Source organism: Haematomicrobium sanguinis DSM 21259 (assembly GCF_000688395.1).
GTDB lineage: Bacteria > Actinomycetota > Actinomycetes > Actinomycetales > Micrococcaceae > Haematomicrobium > Haematomicrobium sanguinis.
On the sequence record NZ_JIAG01000010.1, the window covers coordinates 44,388 to 58,359 of the forward strand.

Genomic DNA, 13,972 nt, shown 5'->3' on the forward strand with positions numbered 1-13,972 from the left:
GCACACCACTCCGCCGTTAGACACATCTGCACGTAATTCCTGATCAATTACGTGCAGATGTGTCTAACGGCGGTACGGGGATGTGAAACGAGGGGGTTAGGCGAACCAGATCGCGATCTCGCGCACGGCAGACTCGACCGAGTCGGAGCCGTGCACCAGGTTCTTTTGGACCTTCTCGCCCCAGTCCCGGCCAAAGTCGCCGCGGATACTTCCGGGTGCAGCGGTGGTCGGGTCGGTTGCCCCAGCCAGAGTACGGAATCCTTCGATGACGCGCTCGCCCTCGAAAATCGCGGCCACGACCGGGCCGGACATCATGAACTCGACCAGCGGCTCGTAAAACGGCTTGCCCTCATGCTCGGCGTAGTGTGCGGCGAGCATCTCCCGGGTCGCGTTGACCTTCTTCAGTTCGGCAAGTGTGTAGCCCTTTTGCTCGACACGGGCGAGTATCTGCCCGGTCAGGTTGCGCTCTACGCCATCGGGCTTGACCAACACGAGCGTACGTTCGGTGCTCACAGTTCTCCTTAAGTTCTTCAGTTCAGGGTTCGGAATTAGTTTAGGGGGAAACGGGCGGCGGCGCGTCTTTGGGTCCCGTGCCGCGCTTGCCCAACGCTTCCTCTTGCGCGGCGCGTTCCTTGTTTTCCCGGTCCAGGCGCTTTCCGGTGACCACGGCGTACCACCAGGCGCCGGCGAACATGGCACCGACCACAAACATCATCGGTTCCACGAATCCGAGCGCAATCAGCAGCACCTGGAGAATCCAGCCAAGCGCGGTCCCCCACGGTTTTGTCAGGAAAGCGCAGGACGCAATGAGCACGCCGGAGAATAGCAATCCGTCGATGATGATGACGGGACCGGGAATCATGTCCTGGCGGAGCCCAAAGGACACCAGCGTTGCGAAAAACACGACAAACGCTTCCAGCGTCAGCACCGCCGAGGCGAACATGACATAAATGCTGCGCGGCTTCTTCGGCTGATCGGGACGCCACTCGCGTTGCGCCTTGGTTTGGCGTACCACTAGGAATCCTCTCCCGGACGCACCAACAGGGTACGCGCCTCGCCCACCACCGTGATAGAACCGGTGATCAAGACCCCAGAGGCCAGGTCACCGGTCGCTTCGGCCAACTGCACCGAGGTTTCAATGGCGGTGTCCAACCGCTCTGCGACCTGCACCTGATCCGCGGGGAACCCCGCCTCGACCGCGAAGCGCACCAGATCCTCGGCCGGAATCGCGCGCGGTGAGGAGGATTGCGTGACCACCACGTCTCGGATCAGTTCGCCTAGCTCTTCGGCGAACGCCGCAAAAATGGCTGCAGGATCCTTCTCCTGCAGAATCCCAATCACCAGCACCAGGGCAGAGAAATCGAAGGACTCGGCAATCGCGCGGGCGGTGGCGCGGGCCCCAGCCTCGTTGTGTGCGGCATCCACAATCATGGTCGGCGCCGTGCGGACAACCTCTAAGCGACCGGGGCTTGTCACGTTGCGCATTGCCTCGCGGACTGCCTCGACATCCAACTCCGTGTCGCCGCCACCGATAAATGCCTCGACCGCGGCAATCGCCGTCGCCGCGTTCTGCGCTTGGTGCTCTCCCAGCAACGGCAGCAAAATATCGGTGTATCTCCCTGCCAGACCGTCGACGGTGATCTGCTGTCCGCCAACCCCGGGCAACCGGGATTCTACGCCGAAATCCACGCTTTCGAAGGCGTGCGGGACGCCGAGTTCGGTCGATTTCTCCAGCAGAATTTCGGCCGCGCCCACCGGTTGCACAGCGCTCACCAAATACCCAGCGGGCTTCACAATTCCGGCTTTTTCGGCGGCGATATCCTCCACGGTATCGCCCAGCAAGTCCGTGTGATCCAGGCTGATCGGCGTCACTACCGACACCTTGCCGTCCATCACGTTGGTCGCATCGGTAATCCCGCCGAGGCCCACCTCAATGACCGCCACGTCCACCGGAGCGTCGGCGAAAATAGCGATTCCGAGGATCGTCAACGCTTCAAAGTAGGTGATACGGGGTTGACCGGCCGCTACCAATTCGGCATCGACCATATCCAGAATGGGGCTGATCTCATCCCAGACTCGCACAAAGGTTTCATCCGACACGGGCGAACCATCAATGCTGATTCGCTCGGTCACCCGGCTCAGATGCGGCGAGGTGTAGCGTCCGGTGCGCAATCCGAGAGCCAGGAACAGTTGCTCGATCATGCGCGCAGTTGACGTCTTGCCGTTGGTCCCGGTCAGATGCACCACCGGGAACGCCTTGTTCGGTTCGCCAAGCAACTCCATGGCGCGCCACATCGGTTCCATGCGCGCTTCCATCTTGTTCTCCGGCGCACGCGAGAGCAGTTGGCCGTAGACGCTCTCCACCGAGAATTCATCGATATCGCTCATGCCACTCTCACTTTCACGTTCGTCTTGCCTTCAGCACCGGCACCAGCAGCTTCCAGCACCAGTTCCACCGACAGTGTTTCACCCTTGACCAGTTCTGCGTGAGCCTGGACGGCCTCCATCACGCTCGAGGGACCCACCAGCCGCGTCACAATGCGATCGCTCACCTGCAAACCGGCATCCTTCCGGGCCTGCTGGATCAGCCGGATCGTATCCCGGGCCACGCCTTCCGCTTCCAGTTCCGGGCTCACCACGGTATCAAGCACCAGGAAACCACCTCCTGGCAGAACCGCCGCGGAGAAGGAGGCATCGCCGTCGTTCTCTACCTTGGTTTCCAGCGAATACTCCCCCGGCTCCAGCTCAAGTCCGCCAGCCACCACGGCGCCGGAATCGGAGACGCTCCAGTCCCCGCTCTTGGCATCCTTGATGGCCTGCTGCACATCGCGGCCCAGGCGCGGCCCCGCGGCGCGCGCGTTGACCACCAGCTGCTGCGAAATACCGAAATCCGCGGGCGACGTCTCGGCCGCATCCAGCACGCGCACATCCTTGACGTTGAGTTCGTCCGCGATGATCTCGCGCAGATCCGCGCCCAACCCGGAGGCGCCAGGCACCACCGCTGTCAGCGACGCGAGTGGCAAGCGCACCCGCAGCTTGGCGGCCTTGCGCAGCGCCAAACCTTGGGAGGCAATGGTCCGGGTCAACGTCATTGCGTCCACCAGTTCCGCGTCGCGTTGGAAATCGGCGGGATCGGGCCAATCGGTCAGGTGCACGCTGCGCTCACCGGTCAGCCCGCGCCACACCTGCTCGGCCAACAGCGGCAACAGCGGCGCAGCCACGCGCAACATTGTCTCCAGGGCCGTGTAAAGCGCGTCAAACGCGTCGGTCGACTCGTCGAAGAACCGCTGGCGCGAGCGGCGCACGTACCAGTTGGTGAGCACGTCCACGTAGGAGCGCAGGGCGTCTGCGGCGTTCGCAATGTTGTAGGCGTCTAGCTCCGCGCCCACGCGCTCCACCAGGTCCGCGGTCGCGGACATCAAAAACACGTCCAGCGGATCCGTGTAGCCGCTCCCGCGCCACTGCGCCTCATAACCGGCGCCGCCCGCCGCGGAATTCGTGTAGAGCGCAAAGAAGCTGTACACATTCCAGATGGGCAGCATCATGTGCCGCACGGCCTCGCGGATACCCTCCTCGGTGACAATAAAATTGCCGCCGCGCAGGATCGGCGATGACATCAGATTCCACCGCACCGCATCCGAGCCGTACGTATCAAAGGACTCGTTGACGTCCGGGTAGTTGCCAAGCGACTTGGACGCCTTCAATCCGTCATTGCCCAAGATGATGCCGTGGCTGATCACGTTTTTGAAGCTTGGCCGGTCAAAGAGCGCGGTCGAGAGAATGTGCAACATGTAGAACCAGCCGCGCGTCTGGCCGATGTACTCGACAATGAAATCGGCCGGGTTATGCGTGTTGAACCAGTGCTCGTTTTCAAACGGGTAATGATTTTGCGCGTACGGCATGGAGCCCGAGTCGAACCACACGTCCATCACATCGCTGACGCGGCGCATCGTCGAGGTGCCGCTCGGGTCATCAGGGTTGGGGCGGGTCAGTTCGTCGATGAACGGGCGGTGCAGGTCGACGTTGCCGTTCGCGTCCACGGGCAGGCGCCCAAAATCGGCCTCGAGCTCGGCGAGCGAGCCGTACACGTCAACGCGCGGGAACTCGGGGTTGTCCGAGACCCACACCGGGATCGGGCTGCCCCAATACCGGTTGCGGCTGATCGACCAGTCGCGCGCGTTCTCCAGCCATTTGCCGAATTGGCCGTCCTTGACGTTCTCCGGGATCCAGTTGATCTCTTGATTCAACTCGATCATGCGGTCCTTGAACTTGGTCACCTCGACAAACCACGAGGTCACAGCCTTGTATATCAGCGGGCGGCGGCAACGCCAGCAGTGCGGGTAGGAGTGCTCATAGCTGGCCTCGCGCACCAGCCGTCCAGCGTCCCGCAGATTGCGGATGATCGGCCGATTCGCGTCAAAAACCTGCAGCCCGACGATTTCGGCAAGCGGCCCCTCGCCAAACATCGGCAGGAACTTCGCCCCGTCATCCACGCTCAGGATCACCGGGATCCCGGCGGCCTCGCTGGAGCGCTGATCCTCTTCACCGTAGGCGGACGCCTGGTGGACAATGCCGGTACCGTCGGTGGTGCTGACGTAGTCCTCGGCGAGGACTTGCCAGGCGTTTTCGGTGCCCCACTTCTCGGTGTCCTGGTAGTAATCCCACAGCGGCTGGTATTTCAGGCCGGCTAAGTCCCGGCCCAGGTAGTGACGTACGACGGCGTTGCTCGCCTCCTCGGGGTCGGCGAAACCGAGGTCCTTCGCGTAGTTAGCGACGAGGTCTTGGGCCAACAAATATTGTTTGCCATCCGGCGCCTGGACAAGGGCATAGCTGATGTCTCGGCCGACCGCAGCGGAAAAGTTCGTTGGGAGGGTCCATGGGGTGGTGGTCCACGCCAGCAGGTTCACTCCCTCGAGTTCTTGATCGAGCGCGTGGCCGGAGGCAAGGATCGGAAAGGTGACCGTGACCGAAGGGTCCTGGCGCATCTGATAGACGTCATCATCCATGCGCAACTCATGGTTGGACAGCGGCGTCTCATCATTCCAGCAGTACGGCAGAACCCGGTAGCCGTTATAGACCAGTCCCTTTTTATACAGTTCCTTGAACGCCCAAAGCACGGACTCCATGAATTCGACGTTCATGGTCTTGTAGTCGTTGTCGAAGTCCACCCAGCGCGCCTGGCGGTTCACGTAGGCTCGCCACTGGTCGGCGTATTCCATGACGGATTCGCGGGCCTTGGCGTTGAATTTGTCGATGCCCATTTCTTCGATTTGGGCTTTATCGCTCATGCCCAGTTGCTTCATGGCTTCCAATTCGGCGGGCAGCCCGTGCGTGTCCCAGCCGAAACGGCGCTCCACGCGGTGCCCGCGCTGAGTTTGGTAGCGGCCAATCAGGTCCTTGGCGTATCCGGTCAAGAGATGGCCGTAGTGCGGCAGGCCGTTGGCGAAGGGTGGGCCGTCATAGAACACGAACTCGTTGGCGCCGTCGGTGCCCGCATCGCGGTTGTCAATGCTCGCCTGGAAGGTATTGTCCTTGGCCCAGTAATCCAGGACGCCGACTTCGATGACCGGGAACTCGGGGCGCGTGAAAGATGAGCCCACAGCCGAGGTGTTGACCTTGGGGTAAATATTCGCGCTGGCGGCAGGGGCAGCGGTTTCAGAGACGTGCGGTTCGGTGGTGGTCATCGTACTTCCAAAGGACGCGGGTTGTCTTGGGGAACGTGAGGACGAGACTGCCAACCACATGCGGTTGGTGACCCGCGGTACCACCTCTGTTGTCGCCGTCGTACCTCTTGTATTCAGGCGACCACTTATTTGCTGCTGTGACGGGCTTACCCGTCCGGTTCTACTGGGGCGCCGCGAAAGTAAAAGCGGGGCCGGTTCTTCCGGATGCTCGCCGGTGATTGCCGGGTCAACGCGCGTGCTTACAGTGTATCAGCGCGGCTCGCGTCGAATGACCTTGTGCTGGGCCGCTTGCGCTAGGGGCCGAATGACGATTTCGTCGAGGTTCACGTGATGCGGGAGTTCCAGGGCATAGGTGACGACGTCGGCGACGTCCTCGCCGGTCAGCGGCTTGTCGACGCCCCGATAGATTTTGTCCGCCTTCTCCTGAGACCCCAGTCGCATCAGCGAGAATTCGGGCGTATGAACCATGCCCGGAAGTACCTCAATGACGCGAATATTGTGTTCGACCTCCTCCAGGCGCAGCGCCCGGGTGATGGCGCGTTCGCCCCATTTCGCGGCGTTGTAGCCGGCGCCGCCCTCATAGCCGGCCAGCGCAGCGGTGGAGGTGAGGTTGAGGATGGTGCCGTTCCCGTGGTCGCGGAGCATGGGCAGGAACGCGCGTGTCAATTTCATGGTGCCGATTACATTGACCCGGTACATCCATTCCCAGTCCTCGGTTTTCGCATCCGCGATCCAGTCTTGGCCGCGGGCGCCGCCGGCGATGTTGACGAGTGAGTCGATGCCGCCGTGATCGGTGACGGTCTTGAGGATGCGCTCGACGTCGGCGTCTTCGGTGATGTCGCCCGGGACTTCGATGGCGCCGGTTTCTTCGGCAAGCGCGGCAATGCGCTCGGCGCGCCGGGCGGTAGCGAAAACCGTCCAGCCGTTTTTACGTAGCTGGCGGACGGTTGCTTCGCCGATGCCGGTGCTCGCGCCGGTGACCAATGCCGAACGTTGGGTGCGAGATGCGTTTTCAGTCATAGTTCTAGCGTAAAACTAGTTCGACAGCATGAAACAATAGATGCATGGCTGAAACTACTCAGGGCACAGACACGCCCAAAAACACGACCGTCCCGGACAAACCAGCGTTGGAAGGGCTCGAGTCCAAGCTCCACGAAGCGTGGCAAGCCGAAGGAATCTACACCTTCGATCGCAACGCGGACCGCGGCGAGGTCTACTCGATCGACACTCCCCCGCCCACCGCGTCCGGTTCGCTGCACGTCGGCCATATTTTCTCTTACACGCAGACGGACGTGATCGCCCGTTACCAGCGCATGCGCGGCAAAAAGGTCTTCTATCCGCTGGGCTGGGATGACAACGGCCTGCCCACCGAGCGGCGCGTTCAGAACTATTTCGGCGTTCGCTGCGATCCGGCCATCCCGTATGACCCGACCTATCAGCCCCCGGCGAGCCCGGCCAAAAATCAGCGCGACTGGGACGTCGTGTCCCGGCGCAACTTCATCGAGTTGTGTGAGGAACTTGCCAGCGAGGATGAGAAGGTCTTCGAGGATCTCTTCACGCGCATCGGGCTTTCGGTGGACTGGAACCTGGGCTACCGCACCATTGACTCGCACTCTCGCGCCGTCTCGCAGCGCGCTTTCCTCAAGAACTTCTCTGCCGGCGACGCTTACATGGCCGAAGCTCCCACGCTCTGGGACGTCACCTTCCGCACCGCGGTGGCGCAGGCAGAGCTGGAGGATAAGGAAGTTCCCGGCGCCTATTACCGCTACGGATTTACCAAGAACGACGGCGATGCCGTCCTTATCGAAACGACTCGCCCCGAGCTTTTGGCCGCCTGCGTGGCGCTTGTGGCGCACCCCGATGATGAGCGGTACCAATCCTTGTTCGGGCAAACCGTCACGTCCCCCATTTTTGGGGTGGAGGTCCCAGTCAAGGCACACCCGTTGGCCAAGCCGGACAAGGGCTCGGGTATTGCGATGGTGTGTACCTTCGGCGACTTGACCGACGTGACCTGGTGGCGCGAACTCAACCTGCCAACACGCGCCATCATTGGCCGCGACGGCCGCATCACCGCCGAGGTTCCCGAATGGATCACCTCGGAATCCGGCCGGGAAGCGTACCGGCAATTGGCCGGTCTCACCGTGTTCTCTGCCAAAGAAAAAATGGCCGAAATGCTCACCGAAGCGGGTCTGCTGGATGGCGAACCGCGGAAGATCACGCACCCGGTTAACTTTTACGAAAGGGGCGATAAGCCCCTGGAAGTGGTGACCAGCCGCCAGTGGTACCTGCGTAATGGCGGGCGTGATGCGGATCGGCGAGAGCAACTCATTGAGCGCGGGCGCAAGGTCGACTTCCACCCGAGCTTTATGCGCTCGCGCTATGAAAATTGGGTCGAAAACTTGAACGGCGACTGGCTCGTGTCGCGTCAGCGTTTCTTCGGCGTGCCGATCCCCCTCTGGTATCCGTTGGACGACTATGGCGATCCCGACTATGACAACCCGATCGTCCCCGATGACGCCGCGCTTCCGGTCGATCCGGCTGCGGAGGCGCCGGAAGGCTTTGATTCCTCGCAGCGCGGGGAACCAGGTGGCTTCATTGGCGATCCGGATGTGTTGGATACCTGGGCAACGTCCTCGCTGACCCCGCAGATTGCCGGTGGTTGGAGCACCGACGATGAGCTGTTCAACCGCGTCTTCCCCTTTGATCTGCGCCCTCAAGGCCACGACATCATCCGCACCTGGTTGTTCTCCACCATGGTTCGCGCCGACGAATTGCAGGACTCGGTTCCGTGGCAGAACGCGGCCATTTCCGGGTGGATCTTGGACCCAGACCGCAAGAAGATGTCAAAGTCCAAGGGCAACGTGGTTGTCCCCACCGATGCTCTCGATCAGTTCGGGGCGGACGCGGTACGGTACTGGGCGGCCTCCGCCAAGCTGGGTGCGGACACTGCTTACGAGACGGCGCAAATGAAGATCGGCCGCCGCTTGGCGATCAAGTTGCTCAACGCGTCCAAGTTCGTGTTGGGTCTCGGTGCCACGGCGGATTCTATCCTGAGCGAAGCGAACGCCGCGTCGCTGACCGAAGCACTGGACACATCACTTCTGGCTCAGCTTGCCACCGTGATCGAAGAAGCCAGCGCCGCACTGGAGAATTACGACTACGCCCGCGCACTCAGCTTCATTGAGTCGTTCTTCTGGAATTTCACCGACGACTATGTGGAACTTGTCAAGGACCGCGCCTACGGTTCGCACGGTGAGGAGGGGAAAACCTCCGCGATCATCGCGCTGGCCACCACGCTCGATGCGCTCCTGCGTCTGTTGGCGCCGTTCCAACCGTTCGCTACGGACGAGGTCTGGCGCTGGTGGCGCTCGGGATCCGTCCACGCGACCGGGTGGGCTTCCGCTGAGCAGGTCTCCCGTTTTGTCTCCGGTGCCGACCCGAGCACGCTGACCCTGACGGGGCAGGCTCTCGCCGGTCTGCGCAAGGCCAAGAGCGAGGCGAAAGTCAAGCAGCGCACGCTCGTCACCAATGCGGTCATCGAAGGTTCCGACGCACAGGTGGCGCAACTTGCCAGCGCCCTCGATGACCTCAAGGCCGCGGCCAACGCCGAGAACATTGAGCTCAAGACCGGAGCTGAGTTCGCGGTCAGGGACGTCGAACTCCAGCCGGAGGAAGCCCCGACCGGCTAGAGCCGATCCCCGAGTTTCAGTTGCGCGGTTCATCCGCTAATTTCGTTTTCATCCGGCAATTGCGGGATGAAAACGAAATTAGCGGATGAGCCGAGAGGTACGACGGCGATACTCACCACCCAGCCACATCTCACCGAACTTTCCCGCGCTGAGAAGGTGTTTGCGGGAGGGCCGCGCTACTTGGAAGGGAGGGAGGCGCGAATGAGGTTGGCCGTCTCGGAAGGGTGGCTGAAGTGCATGGCGTGCGCGGCGCGCTTAACGAAACCATCCTCCACGTTGGACTCGTTGTCCCGCACCCGATCCAGCCAACTCGGTGGGCAAATCGGATCCGCGTCGCCGCCGATGAGCATGACGGGGTACTCAATCTTGGCCAGCCGATCCCGCATGTGGTGATTCAACATTTCGGTGAGCGTCTTGAAGAACCAGGGCAATCCGCAGCGCAGGTAACTCAAGACCACGATCGGGCCGAGCTCGGGCGACTCCCGGTAGGAATCCTCCAGAAGGCGCAGGCTCTGCTGCCAGCGAGTGGACTCCCGGTCATTGACGGTCGGCGCCATCAGTACCACTGCTTCGGGCTCGACCGGAGTGTCCAAGGCCATCTCGACCGCGACCTGGGTTCCCATCGAGTGTCCGACCACCACCACATTTTCCGGCTGCATGTAGCGTTGCTTCCACATCGCCACCATGCCTTGCCATACCGAGTCGGCGAACTCGGCCATGCTCAGCGGTCGAGGCGGCTTGTCATTGCGGGAAAACCCGGGAAGCTCCACCAAGAAAACTTGCGCATCCTCGGACAAGATGTTCGCCAAGGGAAGGTAATACTTGGCCGACATGCCGATACCGTGTATGAGGATGTATGCGCGCTCCCCGCGCCCACGATGGCGGATGCGCAGATCCTTACTTGCCAGCCCGGGCAGGTTGAGCACAAACTCCCGATATTGCGGATCCAGGGCCTCGCTCATCGGGACGTCGGTGATGTAGACGTCCGTGGGCATCAGTCGAAGGTCGGGCTCTCGGTGCGGGTCCGCTTGAGCTCGAAGAAATACGGGAAGCTCGCCAATTCGACCGACGCATCAAACAGTCGTCCAGCATCCTCGCCGGTGGGAACACGCGTGATGACCGGGCCGAAGAAGGCCGCGCCGTTGAACGCGACGACCGGCGTACCGACGTCCTGACCCACACGGTCAATACCGTCGGCGTGGCTGGCGCGTAGTTTCTCATCAAAGTCGGCGCTACTCGCGGCGTCAATGAGATCGGCAGGCAGGTCCGCCTCGGGCAGCGCCTTCGCTAGCGCGTCCAGGTTGTCGTCATTTTTGGCATAGTGCAACTGGGAACCAATGGCGGTGTAGAACCGGCCAAGCGCCTCCTGCCCAAACTTCTCTTCCACCGCAATCGCCACCCGAACCGGACCCCAACCCTTGTCCAGCATGTCGCGGTAGCGCTGGGGCAGATCGTCCTTGCCCTCGTTGAGAACGGACAAGCTCATGACGTGCCAGGTGACCGAAACCGGGCGAACCTTTTCGACTTCCAACATCCACCGGGAAGTAGCCCAGGCGAACGGGCAGATCGGATCGAACCAAAAATCGACGGATTGCTTGTCTTGATTGGCGGGGGCGGTGCTCATGAAAGCGCTCCTTAAGCGGACTTGGGGCGGCGCTTGGCCGCTTCCTTGTGGGTGACGAGGGTCGGTTCGCCCTGCTTACGCACGGAGTCCGCGGTCACGATGACCGAGTGCAAATCGTCACGGCTGGGTGCCTCAAACATGACCGGGAGCAAGATGTCTTCCAGAATCGCGCGCAGTCCGCGCGCACCGGTTCCACGCTCCAAGGCAAGATCGGCAATGGCGTCCATCGCCTCATCGTCAAAGACCAACTCCACGCCATCCAGATCCAGCATCTTCTGGTACTGCTTGACGAACGCGTTCTTCGGCTCGGTCAAAATCTTGATGAGCGCCGGGCGGTCCAAGTTGGACACGGTGGTGATGACGGGAAGACGGCCGATAAATTCGGGGATGAGGCCGAACTTGAGTAGGTCCTCGGGCAGAACCTCGCCGTAATTGTCCACGTCCTTGGACGCGTCCTTGAGCGGTGCACCGAACCCGATTCCGGTTCGCCCGGCGCGCGCGCCAATGATTTCCTCGAGACCGGCAAACGCACCAGCCACAATGAAGAGGACATTCGTGGTGTCGATCTGAATGAACTCTTGATGCGGATGTTTGCGCCCGCCCTGCGGAGGCACGGATGCCACGGTACCTTCCAGAATCTTCAACAGCGCCTGCTGCACGCCCTCGCCGGAGACGTCTCGGGTAATCGACGGGTTCTCGCTCTTGCGGGTGATCTTGTCGATTTCGTCAATGTAAATGATGCCCTGTTCGGCGCGCTTGACATCATAGTCGGCGGCCTGAATGAGCTTGAGCAAAATGTTCTCGACGTCCTCGCCGACATAGCCTGCCTCGGTCAACGCGGTGGCATCGGCCACAGCAAATGGCACATTTAGCCGGCGCGCCAAGGTCTGCGCCAAATAGGTCTTGCCGCAGCCGGTCGGTCCAATCAGCATGATGTTCGACTTGGCGATCTCCACCTCCTCGGCGGATGCCTCGTCATTGAGCTTCTTCGGCTTTGCGTTGGCCTTCGCCTGGATGCGCTTGTAATGGTTATAGACCGCGACGGCCAAGGTGCGCTTCGCGGTTTCCTGCCCGATCACGTACTCCTGCAGGAAGTCGAAGATTTCGCGGGGCTTGGGAAGTTCAAAGTTTCCCAGGTCTGAGACCTCGGCCAGCTCTTCTTCAACGATCTCGTTGCAGAGTTCGATGCATTCGTCGCAAATGTACACGCCGGGCCCGGCGATGAGCTTGCGCACTTGCTTCTGGCTCTTCCCGCAGAACGAGCACTTGAGCAGATCAGTGCTTTCGCCCATACGTGCCATAGTGGTGCCTCCGATAATTCCTCTACAACAAAACCGACGCGAAAAACGTGTCCGTCTTCCACTCTAGAGCACCGAGCGGAAACTTTCGCTAAACACGCAGGTGGGCTGTGCATGACGCACAGCCCACCTGGATTTCACGGATTTTTACTCGACGTTGATGGCCGGTTTGACCAGCTTGCGGGAGTCGAGAACCTGGTCGATCAGCCCGTAGTCCAGGGCCTCGGATGCGGTCAGGATCTTATCGCGCTCAATGTCGCGGTTGACCTGCTCGCTGGTCTTCTTGCCACCCGAGTGCAACGCCAAGGTGTCCTCAAGCCAGGTGCGCATACGCATGACTTCGTTGGCCTGGATTTCCAGATCGGACGCTTGACCTTGCTGTCCGCCGCCCAATGCCGGCTGGTGGATCAGCACACGCGCGTTCGGCAGCGCCAAACGCTTGCCCGGGGTACCGGCCGCAAGCAACACGGCCGCGGCGCTGGCCGCCTGGCCCAAGCACACCGTCTGGATTTCCGGGCGGATGTATTGCATCGTGTCGTAGATCGCGGTCATGGCCGTAAACGAGCCGCCCGGTGAATTGATGTACAGGGTGATGTCGCGGTCCGGGTCGGTCGCTTCCAGCACCAGCAACTGCGCCATGATGTCATCGGCGGAGGCGTCATCAACCTGCACGCCCATGAAGATAATGCGATCTTCAAAGAGCTTGGTGTAGGGGTCCTGGCGCTTAAAACCGTACGGGGTGCGCTCCTCAAACTGCGGCAGCACGTAACGCGAGGACGGCATCACCGGAAGGTTCTGGTTGGGCAGTTCTCCTGCCGAACGAAAATCAAAGTTCATCTCTATTTCTCACACTTTCGAAAATTTGTGGTGACGATGCCCCGAAAAGTCGGGGACACGCCGTCGTGCATTAATTGGCTGCCGTGCCGCCGCCGCCCGGAAGGGTGGAGGCGTTGGTGGAAATGTGGTCGAAGAAGCCGTATTCCAGCGCCTGCTGCGCGGTGAACCAGTTGTCGCGGTCGTTGTCCTCGAGGATTTGCTCGACGCTCTTGCCGGTTTGTTCCGCGGTGAGCTCGGCCATGACGCGCTTCATGTCCAGGATGAGTTCGGCCTGTGTCTTGATGTCCGAGGCGGTGCCGCCAATTCCGCCGAGCGGCTGGTGCATCAGGATGCGGGCGTGCGGGGTGGCGTAGCGCTTGCCCTTGGTGCCCGAGGACAAGAGGAACTGTCCCATCGAGGCGGCGAGGCCGGTGGCGACGGTCACGACATCGTTCGGGATGAACTGCATCGTGTCGTAGATCGCCATGCCTGCGGTGATGGAGCCGCCGGGCGAGTTGATGTAGAGGTAGATGTCCTTCTCCGGGTCTTCGGCCGAAAGCAGGAGCAGCTGGGAGCAGATCAGGTTGGCGTTCTCGTCGCGGACTTCGGAGCCGAGCCAGATGATGCGCTCTTTGAGCAGACGGTTGTAAATGAAATCGTCACGACCCACGAGCTCGGTAGCCATCGTCGGCGTGTTGGGTGAATCTGTCATGTGTCTCTTCCTAGTCGAAATTGTCCGGGATCCTTATGTGGACACTAACCCGTTTCCGGGGCGATTTGCTCCCGGTTTTGCACCTGTTCGCTGATGGCGCATACTCCCGGCGGGCTTGCACGGCGGGCTTGTTCGCTGGGCGCTGCCCA

Annotated in this window: 11 protein-coding genes; 1 reads left to right on the forward strand and 10 read right to left on the reverse strand. The window is 61.3% G+C overall.

Annotation, left to right across the window (positions count from 1 at the left end):
- Positions 1 to 96 precede the first annotated feature (96 nt).
- The 5 genes from ndk to O148_RS0109830 all read right to left on the reverse strand — a co-directional run bounded on the left by ndk (position 97) and on the right by O148_RS0109830 (position 6,704).
- Positions 97 to 513: a nucleoside-diphosphate kinase gene (gene ndk / locus O148_RS0109810; RefSeq protein ID WP_026530766.1), complete on the reverse strand. Its 417-nt coding sequence runs from the start codon at positions 511 to 513 to the stop codon at positions 97 to 99.
- Between the two features lie 40 nt (positions 514 to 553).
- Complete coding sequence (locus O148_RS0109815; protein ID WP_026530767.1) at positions 554 to 1,015, reverse strand: DUF4233 domain-containing protein; 462 nt, start codon at positions 1,013 to 1,015, stop codon at positions 554 to 556.
- Positions 1,015 to 2,388 carry a bifunctional folylpolyglutamate synthase/dihydrofolate synthase gene (locus O148_RS0109820; protein WP_026530768.1) on the reverse strand — a complete coding sequence of 458 codons (1,374 nt, stop codon included), beginning with the start codon at positions 2,386 to 2,388 and terminating at the stop codon, positions 1,015 to 1,017. The genes O148_RS0109815 and O148_RS0109820 overlap by 1 nt, the downstream gene beginning before the upstream one ends.
- The gene (gene ileS, locus O148_RS0109825; RefSeq protein WP_026530769.1) at positions 2,385 to 5,684 is read right to left on the reverse strand and encodes an isoleucine--tRNA ligase; all 3,300 of its coding nucleotides are present in this window, start codon (positions 5,682 to 5,684) and stop codon (positions 2,385 to 2,387) included. The genes O148_RS0109820 and ileS overlap by 4 nt, the downstream gene beginning before the upstream one ends.
- A 249-nt stretch (positions 5,685 to 5,933) precedes the next feature.
- On the reverse strand, positions 5,934 to 6,704 hold the full coding sequence (locus tag O148_RS0109830) for an SDR family oxidoreductase (RefSeq protein WP_026530770.1): 771 nt from the start codon (positions 6,702 to 6,704) through the stop codon (positions 5,934 to 5,936).
- A 44-nt stretch (positions 6,705 to 6,748) separates the two neighbouring features.
- On the opposite strand from O148_RS0109830, the gene valS reads away from it, so the two are divergent.
- Positions 6,749 to 9,373, forward strand: a complete 2,625-nt coding sequence (gene valS, locus O148_RS0109835) for a valine--tRNA ligase (protein WP_026530771.1) — start codon at positions 6,749 to 6,751, stop codon at positions 9,371 to 9,373.
- 176 nt (positions 9,374 to 9,549) lie between these two features.
- Here the strand turns inward: valS and O148_RS16015 are convergent, their stop codons facing one another.
- The 5 genes from O148_RS16015 to O148_RS0109860 form a co-directional block, all read right to left on the reverse strand.
- On the reverse strand, positions 9,550 to 10,368 hold the full coding sequence (locus O148_RS16015) for an alpha/beta fold hydrolase (RefSeq protein WP_051620086.1): 819 nt from the start codon (positions 10,366 to 10,368) through the stop codon (positions 9,550 to 9,552).
- Positions 10,368 to 10,997: a mycothiol-dependent nitroreductase Rv2466c family protein gene (locus O148_RS0109845; RefSeq protein ID WP_026530772.1), complete on the reverse strand. Its 630-nt coding sequence runs from the start codon at positions 10,995 to 10,997 to the stop codon at positions 10,368 to 10,370. Before O148_RS0109845 ends, O148_RS16015 begins: the two co-directional genes overlap by 1 nt.
- Positions 10,998 to 11,008: 11 nt before the next feature.
- Positions 11,009 to 12,298, reverse strand: a complete 1,290-nt coding sequence (gene clpX, locus O148_RS0109850) for an ATP-dependent Clp protease ATP-binding subunit ClpX (protein WP_026530773.1) — start codon at positions 12,296 to 12,298, stop codon at positions 11,009 to 11,011.
- 144 nt (positions 12,299 to 12,442) lie between these two features.
- Positions 12,443 to 13,132: an ATP-dependent Clp protease proteolytic subunit gene (locus O148_RS0109855; RefSeq protein WP_026530774.1), complete on the reverse strand. Its 690-nt coding sequence runs from the start codon at positions 13,130 to 13,132 to the stop codon at positions 12,443 to 12,445.
- Positions 13,133 to 13,202: 70 nt separating this feature from the next.
- Complete coding sequence (locus tag O148_RS0109860) at positions 13,203 to 13,823, reverse strand: ATP-dependent Clp protease proteolytic subunit (protein ID WP_420805782.1); 621 nt, start codon at positions 13,821 to 13,823, stop codon at positions 13,203 to 13,205.
- Between the last annotated feature and the right edge of the window lie 149 nt (positions 13,824 to 13,972).

What these genes read in the sequence shown, in the direction of transcription:
- O148_RS16015 (WP_051620086.1), bottom strand. Translation starts at nt 10,368, where the DNA reads ATGCCCACGGACGTCTACATCACCGACGTCCCGATGAGCGAGGCCCTG.
- O148_RS0109860 (WP_420805782.1), bottom strand. Translation starts at nt 13,823, where the DNA reads ATGACAGATTCACCCAACACGCCGACGATGGCTACCGAGCTCGTGGGT.
- O148_RS0109855 (WP_026530774.1), bottom strand. Translation starts at nt 13,132, where the DNA reads ATGAACTTTGATTTTCGTTCGGCAGGAGAACTGCCCAACCAGAACCTT.
- ileS (WP_026530769.1), bottom strand. Translation starts at nt 5,684, where the DNA reads ATGACCACCACCGAACCGCACGTCTCTGAAACCGCTGCCCCTGCCGCC.
- O148_RS0109820 (WP_026530768.1), bottom strand. Translation starts at nt 2,388, where the DNA reads ATGAGCGATATCGATGAATTCTCGGTGGAGAGCGTCTACGGCCAACTG.
- clpX (WP_026530773.1), bottom strand. Translation starts at nt 12,298, where the DNA reads ATGGCACGTATGGGCGAAAGCACTGATCTGCTCAAGTGCTCGTTCTGC.
- valS (WP_026530771.1), top strand. Translation starts at nt 6,749, where the DNA reads ATGGCTGAAACTACTCAGGGCACAGACACGCCCAAAAACACGACCGTC.
- O148_RS0109830 (WP_026530770.1), bottom strand. Translation starts at nt 6,704, where the DNA reads ATGACTGAAAACGCATCTCGCACCCAACGTTCGGCATTGGTCACCGGC.
- O148_RS0109845 (WP_026530772.1), bottom strand. Translation starts at nt 10,997, where the DNA reads ATGAGCACCGCCCCCGCCAATCAAGACAAGCAATCCGTCGATTTTTGG.